The organism is Streptomyces sp. NPDC004629, from assembly GCF_042873595.1.
In the GTDB taxonomy this organism is placed as follows: domain Bacteria; phylum Actinomycetota; class Actinomycetes; order Streptomycetales; family Streptomycetaceae; genus Streptomyces.
Genome location: NZ_JBIALO010000009.1, coordinates 58,147 through 76,766, shown reverse-complemented (window position 1 = coordinate 76,766; position 18,620 = coordinate 58,147). Strand labels below are relative to the sequence as shown.

Here is an 18,620-nt window from a genome sequence, read left to right as displayed (position 1 = left end):
TCAGCTTGTGGTGGTCTCGGCGGCGGAGGTGAGACGCCCGCCGGGGATCGCCGCCAGCAACTCGCGGGTGTACGCGTGCCGGGGGTCGGTGAACAGGTCGTCGGGCGGACCCGTCTCGACGACGCGGCCCGCGCGCATCACGGCGACCTGATGCGCGATCTGGCGTACGACGGCCAGATCGTGCGAGATGAACAGATAGGCCACGCCGGTGTCCGCCTGCAACTCCGCGAGCAGATCCAGGACTTGGGCCTGGACGGAGACGTCGAGCGCGGAGACCGGCTCGTCGCACACCACCAGGTCGGGGGAGAGGGCGAGCGCGCGGGCGATGGCCACGCGCTGGCGCTGTCCGCCCGACAGCTCGGCCGGGCGGCGCTCCAGGGTCGAGGCGGGCAGGGCGACCCGGTCGAGGAGTTCGCGGGCGCGGGCGAGCCGGGACGCGCCGTCGCCGACCTTGAAGGCCCGCAGCGGCTCGGTGATCACATCGCCGATGCAGAAGCGCGGGTCGAGCGAGGCGTACGGGTTCTGGTAGACCAGTTGGGCGCGGCGGCGCAGCTGTCTGGCCCCGGCGCCCTTGACGGTGGTGATGTCGGTGCCGTCGAACAGCACCTGTCCTGAGGTCACGTCGGCGAGGCGGAGCATCAGGCGGGCGGTGGTGGACTTGCCCGAGCCCGATTCCCCGACCAGGGCGAGGGTCTGCCCGCGCCGCACGGTGAGGCTGACGCCGTCGACCGCGCGCAGGGTCCGCGCCCCGCCCCCGGCGCGCGGCAGCCTGAACTCTTTGACCAAGTCGCGTGTTTCGACCAGCGGGGCGGCATCGGCGGTCGCGGCGGAGGCCGGGGTACGGGGCCGGGCCGTGGTCATGCTGGGGGCGCCGGCCAGCAGCCGCCGGGTGTAGGCGTGCCGGGGGCCGGTCAGGACGGCGCGGGTCTCGCCCGCCTCGACGACCTTGCCCTGCTCCATGACCACCAGGCGCTGGGCCCGGTCGGCCGCCACCCCGAGGTCATGGGTCACCAGCAGGATCGCGGTGCCCGACTCCTCGGTGAGGCGCTGGAGATGGTCGAGGATGACGCGCTGAACGGTGACGTCGAGCGCGCTGGTCGGTTCGTCGGCGATGATCAGCCGGGGCCGCGCGGCGATGGCGACGGCGATCAGGGCCCGTTGCCGCATGCCCCCGGACAGTTCGTGCGGGTACTGCCGGGCCCGGACGGCCGCGTCGGGCAGCCCGGCCCGGTCCAGCACGTCGACCGCCTCGGCGGCGGCCGAGCGGCGGGTCGCGAGACCGTGGATGCGCAGGACCTCGGCGACCTGTTCACCGATCCGCTTGACCGGGTTGAGCGAGACCGTCGGGTCCTGCGGGACCAGCCCGATCTGCGCGCCGCGCACGGTGCGCAGCTCCGCCTCCGACAGCGCGGTGAGGTCGTGCCGGCCGAAGCGGACGGTGCCCGCCTCGACGGTGCCGTTCGCCGCCAGGAGCCGGGTGACGGCGTGCGCGGTGGTGCTCTTGCCGGAGCCGGACTCGCCGACCACGGCGGTCACCTGCCCGGGCCATACGTCGAGGTCCACGCCTCGCACGGCCGGTACCGTACCGCCCCTGGTGCGGTACGACACGGACAGGCCGCGAATCTCCAGCAGTGGTGTGGTCACGTCCTCACCGTTCTCGTGTTCGTCGGTCATCGCTGCCGGGACCATTCGCCGTCCAGCGCCCGTGCGATGCGGTTGGTCGCCAGCACGGTCGCGGCGATCGCCAGACCGGGCAGCGCGGTCAGCCACCAGGCGTTGGCCAGGTAGTTGCGGCCGTCGGAGATCAACGTCCCCCATTCCGGGGCGGGCGGCGGCGCGCCGTAGCCGAGGAAGCTCAGCGCCGACACGGCCAGGATCGAGGAGCCGAAGTCCAGCGTGGCCAGGACGATCACCGGTCCTGCGGCGTTGGGCAGGACGTGCCGGCCCAGCACCGAGTACCAGCGGGCCCCGCAGGAGCGGGACGCCTCGACGAACACCGCCTGCCGCACCCGCAGGACCTCGGCGCGCGCCACCCGGGCGAAAGAGGCGACGCTCGCGATGCCGACCGCCACCGCCACCTTCACCGTCCCGTAGCCGAGCGCGGTGACGAGGGCCAGCGACAGGAACAGCGCGGGGATGGACAGCAGGACGTCGACGAAGCGCATCAGCACGTCGTCCACCCAGCGGCCCACGAACCCGGCGACCACCCCGAGCAGACCGCCGACCACGAACGCGACCAGGACCGCGATCAGCGTGGCCTTGAGGGACAGCTGGGCGCCGTGCACCACCCGGGAGAACACATCGCGTCCCAGTTCGTCCGTGCCGAACCAGTGACTGCCGCTCGGGCCGCTGAAGTTCTGCGACGGCACCCCCTTCAACGGGTCCTGCGAGGTGAACAGGTCCGGCCAGAACGAGGCCAGCACCACCAGGACCAGGACGGCGGCCGACAGCAGCAGCCCGGGGCGGCGCAGCAGGAACCGCAGCCCCCGCCGCACATCGCCGCGGCGGCCCGGTGGCGCAGGGGATGCCGACCGGACCGGCCGGGCGAGGCCGACCTCGGCCGGGTCGGCCGGATTGGCCGGGCCATCGACAAGGCTCTGACTCATGCGAAGTTCGCCCTCCTGTCCGAGGCCACCACGATCCGCGGATCCAGCAGCGGATAGACGAGGTCGACGACCAGATTCGTCGCCACGAAGATCAACGCCCCGAACACGACCACCCCTTGGACCAGCGGGATGTCCTGGGCGGTGACCGCCGCCGCGGTCACCCGGCCCAGGCCGTCACGGGAGAACACCGTCTCGACGACCACCGAACCCGCGATCAGCTGCCCGACCAGCAGGCCCACCACCGTGAGCGCGGGCAGCGACGCGTTGCGCAGCGCGTGCCGCAGATGGACCCGCCACCGGCCGGCGCCCTTGGCGCGGGCGGTCTCCACATAGGCCTGGTCCAGCGCGGTCAGCAGGCTCTTGGCCAGCACCTGGGCGATCTGCGCGCCGGTCGGCACCGCCAGCGTCAGCGCCGGCAGGACCAGGCCCCGCACCCCGTCGTTGCCGAACGCCGGGAACCAGTGCAGCCGGAAGGAGAAGGCCTCGACCAGCAGCAGCCCCACCCAGAACGTCGGGACCGACACCCCGAGCGGTGGCAACGACAGCAGCAACTGCCGCAGCCACCGCTTTTCGGTGTACGTCGCCACCACCGCGAGACCGCCGCCGAGCAGCACCGCGAGCAGCAGCGCGGCACCGGTCAACTGGAGTGTCTGCGGCAGCGCGTCGGCCAGGGTGGAGGTCACCGGGCGGCCCGTGGAGACCGCATCGCCGAAGTCCCCGCGCAGCGCCCGGCCGAGATGGTCGGCGTACTGCGCGAGCACCGGCTTGTCGAAGCCGTACTCGTGCCGCAGCGCGGCGAGTTGGGCGGGATCGACCTGCCCCGAGTCCATCCCGGCGCCGGCCATCGCGGTGACCGGGTCGCCGGGCAGATAGTCCAGCACCAGGAACGACACCGTGTAGGCCGCCCACAGGACGCCGACGGCCTGCGCCAGCCGTTTGATCACATAGCGGCGCATGCGCTAGCCGATCCAGGTGTCGTGCAGCTGGATCCGGCTGCCCGAGTCGAAGGCGAGGTCGTGCACCTTCGTCGACACGCCCAGCTGGGTCTGGAGCTCCACCACCGGCACGTAGTACGCGTTGCGCACGAGGAGTTTCTGCGCCTCGTCCACCAGTTGCCCGCGCTTCGCGGGGACCGTGGTCGCGGCCTGTGCGGACAGCGCCGTGTCCAGCGAACCGGGCGGCAGATGGTAGACGTTGGCCAGCCGGGTGGAGAAGGAGTTGCGCAGGATGTCCGGGTCGGAGCGGGTGACATTCCCCCACACCACGTCGAAGTCACCGGACTGCAGCGTCGTGGCGAACTGGCTGACCTGGAGCTGTTTGAGCACCACGTCGATCCCGACGGCCTTCAGCTGCTGCTGGACCAGTTCCAGCGCGGGCTGGTTGGTGGCCGCGTTGGGGAACCAGGTGATGGTCAGGCTCAGCTTCTTGCCGTCCTTGGTGCGGACCCCGTCACTGCCGGGCCGCCAACCGGCCGCGTCCAGCAGGGACTTCGCTCTTGCGGCGTCGAGGGCGAGATCCGCGGCGAGATTCGTGTAGTCGGGCGTGGTGTGCGCCAGAACGCTGGTCGCCGGCCGGGTACCGGTCGGGAACACGGTGTCGGCGATCTGCTGCCGGTCGACGGCGAACTGGATCGCCCGGCGCACCTTCGCGTCCTTCAGGAGGGGCCGCGCGTTGTTGAGCCCCAGGCCGAACACCAGGCCGGGGTTGGCCCGGCGCTGGAGGGCGACCTGGCCGCCCTTGAGCGCGGCCTCGTTGGCCTTTCCGACGCTGCTGACCGCGTCCACCTGCCCGGACTGGAGGCTGCCGGCCCTGACGCCCGCCTCGGGCACGACCTTGAACACCAGGGTGTCCAGATAGGCCTCGTCCTTCTTGGACCACAGCGAGGAACCCCAGGCGTACCCGGTGCGTCGGGCCAGAGTGATCGACTGGTTCTGCACATACCGCTTCAGCACGAACGGCCCGGACCCGATCACGCCGTCGCTGCACTTGTGCTGCGGTGTCTTCCTGACGCTCGCCGACGACTCGATGCCCAGCGAGTGGGTCGACGTCGCCTGGAGGAACTGGGCGTTGGGCTCCTTGAACGTCACCTTGACGGTGAGCGGATCGACCACGGTGGTGCTCCTGACGCCGCTGAGATAGCCCTGGGCGAGGGTTCCCAGAGCGCCGAGCTTCGGCACCGCGTCGAAGTTGTCCTTGACCACCTGCGCGGTCAGCTTGGACCCGTCGCTGAAGGTGACACCCGACCGCAGACGGAAGGTGAACGTCGTCGCGTCGGAGTTGATGTCCCAGCTCTTGGCCAGCCACGGCACGATCTTGCCGGTCCTTGGGTCCTGGTCGGTCAGGGAATCCACGACCTGGCGCACGGAGTAGATGGTGTCGTTGCTGCCGACCTGCTGCGGATCCACGCAGCCGGCGTCGGAACCCACCGCGAAGGTCAGGGTGCCGCCGGACTTCGGCCGGCCGCTTCCGCTGCCGGAACCGTCGCCGCCCGACCCGCAGGCGGTCAGCAGCACACTGGTGGTCAGAAGGGCGGCCAGGGGAGCCCGTCGGGAGAGTCTGAAATCCGGAAATGCTGTCACGGAGGGGGTTCTCCTACTCGTGTCACCAGGCACGGGGTGCCGTACGAGGCACGGCCGCGCATGGGCGTGCGGCCCCGGCCGGATCGACACCGGCAGCGGGGGAGCGCTGTACAGACAGGGGTCAGGGGGACGACACCGGGAGCCGGTGGCGAGGGGAAGGCACGGGGAAGCCGGGGCCGGCGACGGACGTCAGCCGGCGGCAGGCGAGCGCGTCAGGCCTGACACAGGCAGCTGGTCGAGCGCTTCAGATCGATGTGGCGTCGGCGTGCGAGCCGGGAGAACGCCGTGGCGTCGGCGAACGAGGCAACCGGGTCACCACTGTGCCGCATGCCGGTCCTCCCCGTCTCCTGCCCCGGTCCCGGGGCACGCGCTTGCGGGAATCATCGGTGATTCCGCCGGGCTTTCACCTGGAGCACCCCACCGCGCGGGAGGGTTGCCGGTCAGCGAGCCAGGGCTTGACGCTGACACTCAATGCCGGTCGCGATGCTACGGAGCGCTCTTGTCGTACGTCAATGCCGGGACCCGACGTCCTGTTCGAGAAGCGGGGGCCGTCTCATGTGCCGGGACGCGTGGTGGACGCTCCTGCGACGGTGTGCTTTGATCCGGCCATGGAGACCGCAGGTCAGGCACGCACCCTGCTGCTCGACCCGTTCTGGGCGGGCCGCCGCGCCGACCAGTTCGACCAGACCTGTCGCTGACCGCTCGCTGCCCTTCAGCCCGTTCTCCGCACGCGCTGCGCCCTCGTGGAGATCCGGACCGGCGTCACCGACCGCCGTCGCGGCGAGCCCGCCGTGCGTCCCTTCTCCCGCCCGCCCCGGCCGAGCCGCGGCCCGTGACGCGACGCGTCCGCCGGACGCAGCACCGTGGCCGACCCATCGGAAAGAGACGCATGGCCGTCACCGACACCGCCCCGGCAGGGGTGTTCGCCGCACTGCGCGTCCGTGACTACCGGATCTACTGGAGCACGGGTCTGGTGTCCAACATCGGCAGCGCCATGCAGGGCGTCGCGCTGGACTGGTTCGTCCTGACGCTCACCCACAGCGGGACCGCGCTCGGCTGGGTCGTGGGCCTTCAGTTCGCCCCGGTGCTGATGTTCGGCCTGTGGGGCGGGGTGATGGCCGACCGCTACGACCGGCGGACCCTGCTGCTGTGGACGCAAGGCCTGTACGCGGTGCAGGCGCTGCTGCTGACGGTGATCGTGCTCTCCGGGCATGCTCCGCTGTGGCTGCTGTACGTCCTGTCCTTCGCGCTGGGCTGCGTGTTCACGGTGGAGAACCCCGCACGCCTGTCCTTCGTCAGCGAACTGGTCGGCCGGGCGCTGATCCCGAAGGCGGCAGGCCTGAACATCCTGTCCCTGAACGCCGCGCGCCTGATCGGCCCGGCGATCGCCGGTGTGCTCATCGGGGCGATCGGCACGGGGTGGGTGTTCGCGCTCAACGCCGTGTCCTTCACCGTCGTCCTCGCGGGGCTGCTGGCGATCCGGCCACGTGCGCGGGAGACGCCGGGCCCGTCCCGGCCCCCGTGGACGGGGGCCGGGGCCGAGGGGCTGCGCTATGTGGCGGCCCGGCCCGAACTCGTCGGTGTGTTCACCGTCTTCGGCCTGGCCGCGACCTTCGCGGTGAACTTCCCGACCACACTGACCCTGTTCGCCGGGCGGGTCTTCGATGTCGGCTCCCTGGGGCTCGGCTTCATGAACACGGCGCTGGCCGTCGGCACGGTCGCCGGAACGGTGGTCGCGACGCGCGGGGTCACACCCCGGGTGCGGACCGTCGTCGTCGGCGCGCTGCTGTTCGGCGGGTTCGAGGCACTGGCGGCGCTCATGCCCACGTATCCCGCCTTCCTCGCCCTGCTGCTGCCCACCGGCTTCACGCTGATGACGCTCAACACGGCCGTCAGCGCCTTCGTCCAGTCGGAGGTCAGCGACGCCATGCGCGGCAGGGTGATGTCGGTCTACACGGTGATCTCCATGGGCGGCAGCCCGGTCGGCGGCCCCGTCATCGGCTGGATCTCCCAGCACGCCGGGGTGCGTTGGGGGCTGGCCGTCGGCGCCGTGACGGCCGTCGTGTCCGCCGTCGCCGTGGCGCTGTGGCTGACCCGCGGGTCGCCCTCGCGGCGACTCGCACGGGCCGCGCCGTCGCAGCGCCTGTCCACCGCGCCGTGCCGTGTGGGTGCGGCGTCGAGTGGGTTTCATGCCAGCGAGGGGTGTCCTTTTAAAGGGCGCGGCGAGGCGGCGTGCCCGGACCCGGGGCGTCGGCACACCGGTGAACGGCACTGAACCGTATGGGAGTTGAGGCCGAAGGGAGACAGGGCAGAGCCGGCGGACCGGCCATGGTGCAGGTGCTGCTCACCAGGGAGCGCTGCGTCGACCTCGTTCGCGTGTCCAGCGCACAGTGTTGACCCTGCCGCCCACTCTGCGCCACGCCGACGCTGTTCGTCCTTGTGCAGGGCCAGACCGCGCAGGTGCGGTCCGCCCGACTTGCCGCCGCCCTGCCCACCCCCTGACCCGCCCTGTTCCCCGGTGGTCCGGGTACCTGGCCACCCTGACCGGGCCGCCGCAACTGCTGCCGCAGTGGGCGTACGGCGTCTGGTACTCGGAGTACATCGACCGCACCGCCGCGGACTACAGGAACACGATTCTCCCGGCGTTCCGCTCCGAACACGTCCCGCTGGACGTGCTGGTGACCGACACGGACTACAAGGCCGTGAACGACTGGAGCGGCTGGGAGATGGACAAGGGCAGGTTCCCCGACCCGAAGGGGTTCTTCGACTGGTCGGCCGCGCAGGGGCTGCACAACACTCTCAACGTGCACCCGAGCATCGTCGCGTCCGACCCCCAGTTCGCCCAGGCGCAGGCCACGGCCAAGGGCAAGCTGAAGAAGGGCGGTTGCGGCGGGTCCGCCTCGGCCGGCAACAACTGCTACGTCTTCGACTTCGGCGACCCCGACCAGCTCAAGGCGTACCTGGATCTGCACCGGACCATGGATGAGCAGGGCAACGACTTCTGGTGGCTCGACTGGTGCTGCGACGCCTCGCAGTCGTCGCTGCCGGGCGTGACGCCGGACGCGTGGATCAACCAGCAGTACGCCGACCTCACCGGCGAAACCCTCGGCCGCGGCTTCGTCCTGTCACGCGCCTACGGCTCGCTCCAGGCCGGCGGGTACAGCGGCCAGCAGGCGGTGCCGACCGGACCGTGGGCGGACAAGCGCACCACCGTGCACTTCACCGGCGACACCTCCTCCACCTGGGGCACGCTGAAGCTGGAGGTCGGCTACACCCCGGGTGAGTCCGCGGCGACGGGAATGGCGGCCGTCACGCACGACATCGGCGGGCACAACGACACGACGGGGCTGACCGGTTCGGAGAAGTACACCGTCAATGGGCAGACCCGCACCACGCACAAGCTGCCCGACGACCTCTACGCGCGCTGGGTGCAGTTCGGCACCTTCCAGCCGATCGACCGGCTGCACAGCAACCACAGCGACCGGCTGCCCTGGCAGTACGGCACCGAGGCGCGGCAGTCGGCAAACACATTCCTCAACCTCCGCGAGAACCTGGTCCCGTACACGTACTCGCTGGCCGAGGAGGCGAACCGGACCGGTGTGCCGATCGTCCGTCCCGCCTACCTGGAGTACCCGGACGAGGCGCAGGCGTACGCGACCGCCGGCAGCGAGTACTTCTACGGCCCGGACGTCCTGGTCGCCCCGGTGACGACACCGGGGACGACGGCGACCACCAAGGTATGGTTCCCGCCCGGCCGGTGGACCGACTACTTCACCGGCAAGACCTACCAGGGCGGCACCACCCAGGACATCACCACCGGCCTGGACACCATGCCGGTGTTCGTCAAGGCCGGCGGCATCCTGCCGACCCGCACCCATGACGTCACCGACGACGACCGCAACCCGCTGACCGACGTCACCCTGACCGTCGCCACCGGCGCGCCGGGGACGTACCGCCTGTACGAGGACGACGGGAGCGCCGCGCGGCAGGGACACAGCGCCACGACGACCGTCCGGTACGAGCGCCACGGCTCGCGCCACACGGTGTCGATCGGCGCGGCGCGGGGCTCCTTCCACGGCCAGGTCAAGAACCGCACGTGGACACTGTCCCTGCTGGGGATGACCCACGCACCCACCGAGGTCACCGCCACCGGTGTCCGGCTGACCCCCCGTGACTACCGCTTGGACAGCTCCACCGGGACGTTCACGATCACCCTGCCCCGGCACACCGTGCACGGCCCGATCACCGTCACCTACCAGTAGCAGGACGCACAGGGTCTGACCGGTGATCCAGGCGCCGTCGTCCGACACGAGGAAGGAGACCGCCGCGGCGATGTCGCCCGGCTCGCCCAGCCGCCCGAGTGGCGTCTGGGCGCGGGTGGCCGCGAGCTGTTCCGCCGGGACGGTCGCCGTCAGCCCGCCCCGCCACCGGCCTGTATGCCGCGAGCAAGGCGGCGGGTGACCAGCTCGTACGCACGGCGGCGAAGGAACTCGGACCGCGCGGCATCACGGTCAACAGCATGCTGCCCGGCGCGACCCGCACCGATACGCCTCCGCCCGTACCGCCGTCGCCTACCCGCCCGAGGCGTGCACCGCGGCCACGACTTCGGCCGCGGCGGCCTCGCTCATGCGGTAGTTCACCACCGGTCCCGGGGCCACGCGCTTGCAGGACGGTGGGTGGTCCTGCGGGCTTTCACCTGGAGCACCCCACCGCGTGGGAGGGTTGCCGGTCAGCGAGCCAGGGCTTGACGCTGACACTCAATGCCGGACGTGATCGTACGGAGCGGTGTTGTCGTACGGCAATCCCGGATGACGGCCACAACCGGGTGCGGTGCGCATCGAAGTCAGGAGCCGCCGCGCTCGTGCGGGATCTTCTGGCCGGTCTCGATCGCCACCGGAAGCCGGTTCTCGGCCGGTGGCAGCGGGCAGGTGGCCAGGTCCGTGTAGGCGCACGGCAGGTTGGCGGCGCGGTTGAAGTCCAGTACGACCCTGCCGTCGGCGGCGGGCGGGTCCACGGCCAGGACCCGGTTGGCGGCATAGGTGGTGACCCCGGAGGTCGCGTCGGTGAACAGCACCATGAGCCGGCCCGCACCGCGACCGGGGAAGGCGGTCAGGGACAACCGGCGCCCGTCCAGCTCGAATTCGATCCTGCCCGGGGCGTCGTACACATGCTCAAGACCCTCCACAGCGGCGCCCACGGTGGTCGGCCGCGGCTTGTCGAAGGGGAGGTAACGGCCCGTCACGACCCAGCGCGGATGGGGCGCGTAGGCGGGTGTCCCGGTGAAGGCGGCCCGCAGCGGCGCGTCCGGGTGCCGGGGACGCACGATGTCGTGTCCGCCGCGCCTGGCGACCTCGATCACGGCGTCCTTCCAGACCGCGTCGACACCGCCGCGCTCGGGAAGCACGCCGAAGCGGTGCTCGCCCTGCACCGGTGTTCCCTGGACGAGCAGTTCCTCTCCGTCGTCCAAGGAGACGACGACCCCGTCGTGGCCGGTGCGCCAGACACCGGGGGCGTCGGGGAAGCGCTGCGGCCGGTCGTCGAGCCAGTGCAGGCCGGTGATCGCCAGAAAACCGTGCGGATCGGCGAGCCGGGCCTCCTGGGCGCGGTACCAGTCCAGCCATTCCTCGGTGAAGGCCTGGAGATCCGTCGGGGTGACGTCGGTGGTCATGGGTGCTCCTTCGTTCCGCGAGGCCCGGCCTCGCCATGATGTGCGGGCAGATGTCCGGCGGGCGGCCCGCCGTTGCGCACTCAGCCGGCCAGTTCGCCGAGGAGTGCCCAGGTGCGGTGCCGGTCTGCCTCTCCGGCGATCTCGGTGCCGGAGAAGACGACCTCGGTGGCCCCGGCGTCCCGGTACCGCCGTACCTCGGCGGCGACCGTCTTCTCGTCGCCGATCACGGCCACGTCGGCGGCTCGCCGGCCGCCGGAGAGTTCGATGACCCGTGCGTAGGACGGGAACTGTTCGTAGAACGCCATCTGCTCGGTGGCCTTCGTCCGTACCGCCTCCACGTCGTCCGTGACCACGCCGGGCACCAGGGCCACGATCCGGGGTGCGGGACGGCCGGCGGCCTCGGCCGCGGCGGTCAGGGCGGGCACGATGTGTTCGGCCAGGGCGCGCGGTCCGGCCAGAAAGGGGAGGATCCCGTCCGCCAGCTCACCGCTGACGCGCAGCGCCTGCGGGCCCATCGCGGCGACCAGCAGGGGAACGCCGTTCTCGGCGCCCGGTACACGCGCGGGGATCGGCGGGGCCGCGGTGAGCAGTTCACCGTGGAAGTCGGCCGTACCGGTGTCCGTCAACTGCCGCAGGGCGGTGAGGAATTCACGCAGGCGGGCGATGGGCCGGGTGAAGGGCAGTCCGAAGCCGGTCTCCGTCAGCAGCTTGGTGCCCAGGGCCAGCCCGAGGTGGTAGCGGCCGTGTGTCGCGGCCTGGGCGGTCTGGGCCTGGCTGGAGACGAGCAGCGGGTGCCGGCCGAAGACGGGGATCGCGGAGGTCCCCACGTGCAGTCCGGGCACCTCGCGCCCGGCGATCGCCGCGAGCTGGGGTGAATCCGCGCCGAAGGTCTGCCCGAACCAGGCCGACCGCAGACCGGCCGCCGCGGCCTCGCGCGCCAGCTCCACGGTGGTGTCGACCTGGTTGTCCGCATCGGACGCGTTGAGTGCTACTCCTACCGTCATGCCAGTCAGAACGGTCGGCGGCCGGACCCGCATTCCGGTCCATGTGTTTCAGGTTCTTGTCAATCATGTGTACGGGGCCGCTCACACCGGGCCGGCACCGGTGACCGCCATGCCGTCGATGGTCGTGGTCGTACGGCTGGAGTATTAGGTGATCGAAAAAAGTGAATGCGGACAGCCGCAATCCACGGCTGAAGAGCCGATTAGCTCCTAAACATTTATCATGTGCTCTATTGGAGGTGGTTCCACAGCGCCGGGAGCTGAACGGTATGAACGCTGACACCAGGAGCCGTGACGACGTGCTCGTGGACGCCGCGTGCCGTACGCTGCGCGATCTGCACGCTTCCTCGGTGGCCGTGTTCCTTCCCGTGCGGGGTGAGCCCGTCCTGGGCGCGGTGGTCGCCGCCGTTGAACCGCTTGGCGTCGGACTGATGGAGCGGCTGCCCATGGACGACGAGGTTTTCCCGTCCGTCGCCGCCTATAAAACCGGTAGGCCCAAGGTTGCGCACTCCATTGACACGCTCGGCAAGTATCCGGAATTCGCCGTCTTCGGTCCCTACCCTCTCACCATTGCATCGGCGCCATTGGAATCGGCGGGTAAGCGGTTCGGTGCCATCGCCGCCTTCTGGCCTGGAATTTTCCGTCATATCCGTTCGGATGAACTGGACCTTCTTACCGCTGTGGGCCGGGAGGTGGCCCGCGAGCTGATTCCGCTGGCGGCAGCGGGCGTCTCGATGCAAGCCGGTGAGATTCCGCTGGTGACTGCGATGTGTGCGGTGTCTGCGGCCGTCGGGGACGACACTGTCCGGGACGCGGAGATAGCTCCCTTCCTGTATCACATTCAGCAACTGGCCCGGAGGCTGCCCAGGGCGCGCAGCCTTGAGGATGTCGTCCACGAGGTCGACCAACGAGTCGTCGCCGGACTGAAGGCCCGGGCGACCGCCGTCACTTCGCTGGAGAACGGGCGGCTGCGGGTGGTCGGCGCCTCCGGTTGTTCCGAGGGGTTCCTGCGGCGGCTGGAAGCCTCCTCGTCCTGTAGCGGCATGCCCGAGGAACGCGCGATGACCGAGAAGAGACAGCTCTTCTTCGACACGGCGCATCCGGAGACGAGAGACCGAGTCGAATCGGCGGCGGCGGACGACGGCGCCGCGGAATACGTGTGGATAGTCAGTCCCCTCATGGCGGGTACGCGCGTGCTCGGTACGTGTTCCATCAGTTTCACGGCCGACGGCCGTCACTTTGCTGCCGAGCGGGCCGCTCTCCATGCCCTGGTACCTCTTCTCGGCCAGGCGTTTGAGCGGATCCGCGCCGAGGAAGCCTCGCACGCGCTGGCACGGCAGTTGCAGCAGGCACTCCTGCCGAGAATGCTGCCGAGTATCCCCGGACTCGTCTCCACCAGCCGTTATGTGCCCGCCAGTGGTGGCCTTGAGCTGGGCGGCGACTGGTATGACCTGATCCCTGTCCCGGCCGGCGGTGTCACGGCTGTCATCGGAGACGTACAAGGTCACAGCACGGCCGCGACGGTGGTGATGGGACAGCTCCGTAGCGCCGTCCGGGCCTATGCCACCGACGGGGTCGGCCCCGGGCCACTGCTGCGGCGTACCAATCGTCTGCTGGGGGAACTGAAGACGGACCTCTTCGCCACCTGCTGCTGTGCCTTGCTGGACCCGGAAACGGGATGCATGCGCGTGGCGACGGCGGGTCACCCGTTCCCCTTGATCAGACAGGCGTCCGGTGACTATCTCGATCCCCAACCGGATGTGGGCCCGCCGCTCGGAGTCGACGCCGAATACGAGTACACCGATGTCGGCGTTCATCTGGAGCCGGGAGCACTTGTCGCCTTCTACACCGACGGCTTCCTTCGCGCCGGCCCCGGGCATGAGATGGGCCGTGCGGTCATCGACAGCGCCTACGCCGTCTCCCACGGCCAGTTGGAGGCCATCGGCGACGAGGTGGTGAAACGCACGACCGTCTTTCCGCGCGCCGCGGACGATGCGGCGCTGCTGCTTCTGCGTTACGAGGAACCCTCTGCGCAGGCACGTCATTATGTACAGCGTCTGGAGATCGCCCGACGTGATCTGCGGGGAGTGCAGCGCGCCCGCCTGTTTCTGCGGGCGTGGTTGTCCGCGTGGTCGCTCAAGGCGCTCGACGACGAGGCGCAGCTCCTGCTGTCGGAAGTCGTGACGAATGCGCTTGTCCATGCCGACAGTGACGTGGACCTCAGGGTTCGGCGGTATCCGCACCATCTGCGCGTGGAGGTCAGGGACAGCGACCCCCACCCCGCCATCAACGTCGGACGTCCTGGCGAGGCCCAGGCCGAAGGCGGCCGGGGGATGATGATCGTCTCGGCTCTCGCCTCGGCGTGGGGGAACTCGCCCAGCGGTCGCGGAAAAACCGTGTGGTTCGAGCTTCCTTTCTGACGCGCGACGGACTTCCTCGCTGTCGCTTCCTCGCTGTCGCTTCCTCGCTGTGCGCGAGCGGCCACTGGGCCTCCAGGGCGACACGAGTGTCGATCACCACCGGCTGACACGGATGGCATCACTTGGGCCATTGCCCAGACCAGTCAGACCACAGTAGTATTCGTGGCGTAACTGGTTCGCCCGAGTCTTTGGCTGGCTGAGAAGGAGTTCATTCTGTGCGGGTTTCGCCGATCGTCTTCCCGGACCCAGAGACACTGGGGCGCAGACTTGCCGCGGAGATCGCAGACGAGATCGAGGACGCCGCGCGGGCAGGACGGATGTATGTGCTCGGCTGTCCGGGGGGCCGCAGTGCCGCCAGCACCTACCGCGCCCTGGCGCAGGAGGTGGCGGCACGCCGGATGGACCTCGGACATGTCGTGATCGTGATGATGGACGAGTACGTCGAGGCCGAGGCGTCGGACGCGCACGGCTCACGGTACCGGGTGATCGATCCCGAGTTGCCCCACAGTTGCCTCCGCTTCGGGCGGACGGAGATAGTGGAGCCGTTGAACGCGGCCGCGGGGCCGGGCCGGGGAATCACCCCGGAGCGGCTGTGGGTGCCCGACCCGAGTGATCCGGAGGCGTACGACCGCCGGATCGCCGAGGCCGGCGGCATCGATCTCTTCCTGCTCGCCTCGGGGGCGGGGGACGGGCACGTCGCATTCAACCCCGTGGGCAGCGCAGCGGACTCCCGGACCAGGGTGGTCCCGCTGGGGGAGCAGACCCGGATCGACAACCTGTCGACCTTCCCGACCTTCCGCGGGGTGGAGGACGTGCCCCGGTACGGGGTCACCGTCGGTCTCGACACCATCCGTTCGCAGTCCCGGCGCGTGGTCATGGTGGTGCACGGCCCGGACAAGGGCCAGGCGGCCCGGCGCCTCACGCTGGCCGCGGCGTACGAGGCCGACTGGCCGGCCACCGTGTTCGCCGACTGCGCACATCCACAGCTCTACCTGGACCAGGCGGCGGTCGCCGCGTCCGCGTCGTTCGCCTCGCTCTGACGTCGCACCTCATATCGCAATCCGAAGTTGATTCACCAACAGATCCTGGAGGATCGATGGCTCGCGTAAAGATCGCCTACCTCGGCGGTGGCTCCTCGCGTGCGGCGGGGACGATGGCCTCGTTCATGCACCACGGCAAGGAGTTCGACGGCTCCGAGTTCGTGCTGATCGACCTGGAGCAGGACCGGCTCGACGTGGTCCAGAAGCTCACGCAGAACATGGCCCGCAACCAGGGTCTTGACATCACCATCACCACGTCGACGAACCAGCGCGAAGCCCTGCGCGATGTCGACGCCGTGCTCAGCAGCTTCCGTCCGGGCGGCTTCGAGGCCCGCGCGCTGGACGAGCGGATCCCCCTCAAGTACGGCGTCATCGGCCAGGAGACCCAGGGTCCGGGCGGCATGATGATGGCGCTGCGCTCGATCCAGATCATCAAGAGCCTCTGTGCCGACCTCGTCGATGTCGCTCCCGGCGCCCGGATCTTCAACTACACCAACCCGGTCAACATCGTCTCCCAGGCGGTGTCCGACTACACCGACATCCCGATCGTCTCCTTCTGCGAGGGCCCGATCGTCTTCCCGCCGGTGGTCGCCAAGGCCGCCGGTCTCGACCCGGACAAGCTCAAGGCCAACCTGGTCGGCATCAACCACAACTGCTGGTCCAACGAGGCCACCTACGACGGGCAGGACGCGTTCCCGATCCTGCGCGAGCGTTACGAGGCGCTGAAGGGCAAGCCGACCGACGACATCAACGGTCTGCGGGCGCTGCACCTGGCGGTGGCGATGGAGTCCATCCCCTCGGACTACTTCAACTACTACTACTTCCGGGACGAGATCCTGCGTGAGCGGCAGCTGGCCGAGAAGACCCGCTCCGAGATCATCATGGATGCGCTGCCCGGCTACTGGCAGCACTACCGCGAGCAGGCGGACTCCGACGCCCCGCAGCTGCAGCAGGACCGTTCCCGCGGTGGCATCCACGAGCTGGAGCTGGCCATCGACGCGATCAGCGCGTACTACAACGACGCTCCGATCCGCCAGCCCTTCAACATCACCAACACCGAGGGCTGGCTGCCCGGATTCGAGGAGTCGACCGTCGTCGAGCTGTGGGGCACGGTGGACGGCAAGGGCTTCCACCCCGAGAAGCAGAAGCCGCTGCCGCACTCCGTGCTGGGCATCACCCAGCAGCTGGCGGAGTACCAGATCCTGACCGCCAAGGCCGGCTGGGAGGGCAACGTCGCGGACGCGGTCCGCGCCATGATGGCCAACCCGCTCGTGCCGTCGCTGTCGGTGGCCGAGGCGCTGTACGCCGAGATGGCCCACGCTCAGCGCGCCTGGCTGCCGGAGCGTCTGCTGCCGTGAGCAAGGCGCAGACGGCAGGTTCCGCGTCCGCTCTCTTCCTGGGTGTGGACGCGGGCAACAGCAAGACCGCCGCTCTGGTGTCCACCGCCTCCGGTGAGGTGGTGGGCGCCGGGCGTTCGGGCTGCGGGGACATCTACGGGGCGCCGACCCCCGAGGCGGCCGTGGCCGAGGTGCTGGCAGCCGTGCGTACGGCGCTGGCCCAGGCCGGGGCGGACATCGGCGACATCGCCGGCGCGGCCTTCCGGCTGGCCGGCGTCGACTGGCCCGAGGACCGGGACTACTGGGACGAGGCCCTGACCCGGCACTGCCCCGGTGCGCTGAGCGCGCGGACCATCCTGAACGACGGCTATGCCGCGATCCGGTGCGGTGATCCCTCGGGTGTGGGTATTTCGGTGACCGGGGGCACGGCGGCGGCGATCGCCGCCCGCGGGCCCGGCGGTGAGCTGTGGGACATGGGCTGGTGGAGCCAGCACGCCATGGGCGCCGTAGGACTCGCGAACGAGGCATTCCGGGCGGTCTTCCTGGCCGAGCTGGGCCTCGGACCGCAGACCGCGCTGACCGAGGCCCTGCTCACGCACTACGGCAAACCCTCGGTGGCGGCCCTCAACCACTGGCTGACTCGACGTCATGACCATGCCACCGGGCGTGAGCGGAACAGCTGCGCCCGGGTGGTCACGGCGGTGGCCGCGGCGGGCGATCCGGTGGCGGTGGACATCGTCCGCGCTCAGGGCGCCCGCTTCGCCCAGTACGCCGGAGTGGCGGCGCGGCGCACCGGGCTCGCCCAGGCCGAGCGGCCCGTGAGCATCGTGCTGTCCGGCTCGGTGCTGACGGCACCGGGCTCCCCGGTCGCCGAGGCGCTGCTCGCGGAGCTGCCCGCCCACGTACCCGGAGCGGTGCTGCTGCGCGGCTCGCTGCCACCGGTGGCGGGAGCGCTGCTGGACGCGCTCGGCGAGGCGGGCATAGCGCTGCACGAGCCGGAGGCGGCCCACGCCGTGCTGGAAAGCGTCACGGGGAGCATGCCTCCCCAGGAGTTCCTGGCGACCTGAGGCCTACGGCCCGGCCGGCGGCGGCAGCGACCGCCGGCCCCGCCCCGGCCGCCCTCAGCCCGATGCGATCGGGCGGAACAGGTCGGCCTGGAAGCGGTAGGCGTCGCTGCGGTAGACCATCCGACCGGCCAGTACCGGGGAGCCGGCGTCGGTGTAGGTCAGCTCCTCGCCGATCAGCACCGGATCCCCGGGCGGGACGTCCAGCAGTTCGGCGGTGGTCTGGTCGGCCGCCGCCGCGCGGACCGTGTAGGAGCTGCGGGCGATACGCAGCCCGCAGATCTGCTCCAGGGTCTCGTACAGCGAGCGGTCGGTGAGGTCGATCTCCGCCAGCTCGGGGGCCAGGGACAGCGCCACCACGCTGGTGTCCACGCACACCGGCACACCGTCGAGGCTGCGCAGCCTCTGCAGGTCGAGGACGCGGGAGGCGGGGGCGATGGCCAGCTGCTCGGCCTCTTCGAAGGTGGCGGACCGGGCGCGCTGGTGCAGTACCTTGGACTCCGGTCGCAGCCCGCGGGCGTGTGCCATCTCCGTGAAGCTCTGCAGCGTGCTCGGCGGTTCGCCGACGACATTGCGGCGGACGAACCAGCCGCGCTGCGAAGAGCGCTCCAGCTTGTTCTCCTCGGCCAAGCGGCTCAGGGCCAGGCGCAGAGTGGAACGGCTGACTCCGAGGGCCACGGCAAGGTCGCGCTCCCCGGGCAGCCGGCTTCCGGCCTGGTAGACCCCGCGGCGCAGTGCGTCACTGAGCCGACGGTAGGTCTGGTCAACGGCGGCCCCCGCCCTGGTGTCTTCCACGCTCGTCATACCTCCAACGCTACCAAAACTGGTCTGACAAATGGAATGAACAAACCAGCTTCATGAATCTGGACTAAGTGGTATGCCCTGACTTAGGCTCGGTCCACCCG

General features: G+C 70.3%; 12 protein-coding genes, 3 pseudogenes and 2 riboswitches. Of the genes and pseudogenes, 7 read left to right on the top strand and 8 right to left on the bottom strand.

All coding sequences use genetic code 11. The features are described 5' to 3' along the window. The 4 genes from ACFYTE_RS15530 to ACFYTE_RS15515 are packed head-to-tail and all read right to left on the bottom strand — an operon-like array spanning window position 1 to window position 5,185. Window positions 1–1,674 carry a dipeptide ABC transporter ATP-binding protein gene (locus ACFYTE_RS15530; protein WP_388709787.1) on the bottom strand — a complete coding sequence of 558 codons (1,674 nt, stop codon included), beginning with the start codon at window positions 1,672–1,674 and terminating at the stop codon, window positions 1–3. Continuing rightward, window positions 1,671–2,606, bottom strand: coding sequence for an ABC transporter permease (locus tag ACFYTE_RS15525; RefSeq protein ID WP_388709785.1), 936 nt, complete (start codon window positions 2,604–2,606; stop codon window positions 1,671–1,673). Before ACFYTE_RS15525 ends, ACFYTE_RS15530 begins: the two co-directional genes overlap by 4 nt. After that, complete coding sequence (locus ACFYTE_RS15520) at window positions 2,603–3,562, bottom strand: ABC transporter permease (protein ID WP_388709783.1); 960 nt, start codon at window positions 3,560–3,562, stop codon at window positions 2,603–2,605. Before ACFYTE_RS15520 ends, ACFYTE_RS15525 begins: the two co-directional genes overlap by 4 nt. Window positions 3,563–3,565: 3 nt before the next feature. Beyond that, a complete protein-coding gene (locus ACFYTE_RS15515; RefSeq protein WP_388709781.1) occupies window positions 3,566–5,185 on the bottom strand; it encodes an ABC transporter substrate-binding protein in 1,620 nt (539 codons plus the stop codon). Between the two features lie 362 nt (window positions 5,186–5,547). Then, window positions 5,548–5,661, bottom strand: a riboswitch (SAM riboswitch). A gap of 413 nt (window positions 5,662–6,074) precedes the next feature. Between ACFYTE_RS15515 and ACFYTE_RS15510 the strand changes: the two genes are divergently transcribed. Next, window positions 6,075–7,460, top strand: coding sequence for an MFS transporter (locus ACFYTE_RS15510; RefSeq protein ID WP_388709779.1), 1,386 nt, complete (start codon window positions 6,075–6,077; stop codon window positions 7,458–7,460). A gap of 241 nt (window positions 7,461–7,701) precedes the next feature. Beyond that, window positions 7,702–9,447 (top strand): annotated as a pseudogene (locus tag ACFYTE_RS15505) (TIM-barrel domain-containing protein); the annotation flags it as partial. A gap of 15 nt (window positions 9,448–9,462) precedes the next feature. Here ACFYTE_RS15505 and ACFYTE_RS15500 read toward each other — a convergent pair. Next, window positions 9,463–9,600: pseudogene (locus ACFYTE_RS15500) on the bottom strand (SDR family oxidoreductase); the annotation flags it as partial. Here ACFYTE_RS15500 and ACFYTE_RS15495 point away from each other — a divergent pair. Continuing rightward, window positions 9,546–9,722: pseudogene (locus tag ACFYTE_RS15495) on the top strand (SDR family NAD(P)-dependent oxidoreductase); the annotation flags it as partial. The pseudogenes ACFYTE_RS15500 and ACFYTE_RS15495 sit on opposite strands and share 55 nt — an antisense overlap. Before the next feature lie 116 nt (window positions 9,723–9,838). Continuing rightward, a riboswitch (SAM riboswitch) is annotated at window positions 9,839–9,950 on the bottom strand. 78 nt (window positions 9,951–10,028) lie between these two features. Here the strand turns inward: ACFYTE_RS15495 and ACFYTE_RS15490 are convergent. Both ACFYTE_RS15490 and ACFYTE_RS15485 read right to left on the bottom strand, forming a co-directional pair. Next, on the bottom strand, window positions 10,029–10,853 hold the full coding sequence (locus ACFYTE_RS15490) for a DUF1684 domain-containing protein (protein WP_388709778.1): 825 nt from the start codon (window positions 10,851–10,853) through the stop codon (window positions 10,029–10,031). A gap of 80 nt (window positions 10,854–10,933) precedes the next feature. Further along, complete coding sequence (locus tag ACFYTE_RS15485) at window positions 10,934–11,857, bottom strand: LLM class F420-dependent oxidoreductase (RefSeq protein WP_388709776.1); 924 nt, start codon at window positions 11,855–11,857, stop codon at window positions 10,934–10,936. A 266-nt stretch (window positions 11,858–12,123) separates the two neighbouring features. Here ACFYTE_RS15485 and ACFYTE_RS15480 point away from each other — a divergent pair, with 266 nt between their 5' ends. The 4 genes from ACFYTE_RS15480 to ACFYTE_RS15465 all read left to right on the top strand — a co-directional run bounded on the left by ACFYTE_RS15480 (window position 12,124) and on the right by ACFYTE_RS15465 (window position 17,718). Further along, entirely contained in the window at window positions 12,124–14,274 is a 2,151-nt protein-coding gene (locus ACFYTE_RS15480) for a SpoIIE family protein phosphatase (protein WP_388709774.1), read from the top strand. Between the two features lie 215 nt (window positions 14,275–14,489). Next, complete coding sequence (locus ACFYTE_RS15475) at window positions 14,490–15,314, top strand: 6-phosphogluconolactonase (RefSeq protein ID WP_388709772.1); 825 nt, start codon at window positions 14,490–14,492, stop codon at window positions 15,312–15,314. Window positions 15,315–15,370: 56 nt separating this feature from the next. After that, window positions 15,371–16,672, top strand: a complete 1,302-nt coding sequence (locus tag ACFYTE_RS15470) for a hypothetical protein (protein ID WP_388709770.1) — start codon at window positions 15,371–15,373, stop codon at window positions 16,670–16,672. Next, window positions 16,669–17,718 (top strand): BadF/BadG/BcrA/BcrD ATPase family protein, encoded by a 1,050-nt coding sequence (locus tag ACFYTE_RS15465; RefSeq protein WP_388709769.1) that lies wholly within the window; start codon window positions 16,669–16,671, stop codon window positions 17,716–17,718. Before ACFYTE_RS15470 ends, ACFYTE_RS15465 begins: the two co-directional genes overlap by 4 nt. A gap of 54 nt (window positions 17,719–17,772) precedes the next feature. Here ACFYTE_RS15465 and ACFYTE_RS15460 read toward each other — a convergent pair whose 3' ends face one another. Further along, window positions 17,773–18,519 (bottom strand): GntR family transcriptional regulator, encoded by a 747-nt coding sequence (locus ACFYTE_RS15460; protein ID WP_388709767.1) that lies wholly within the window; start codon window positions 18,517–18,519, stop codon window positions 17,773–17,775. Window positions 18,520–18,620 lie beyond the last annotated feature (101 nt).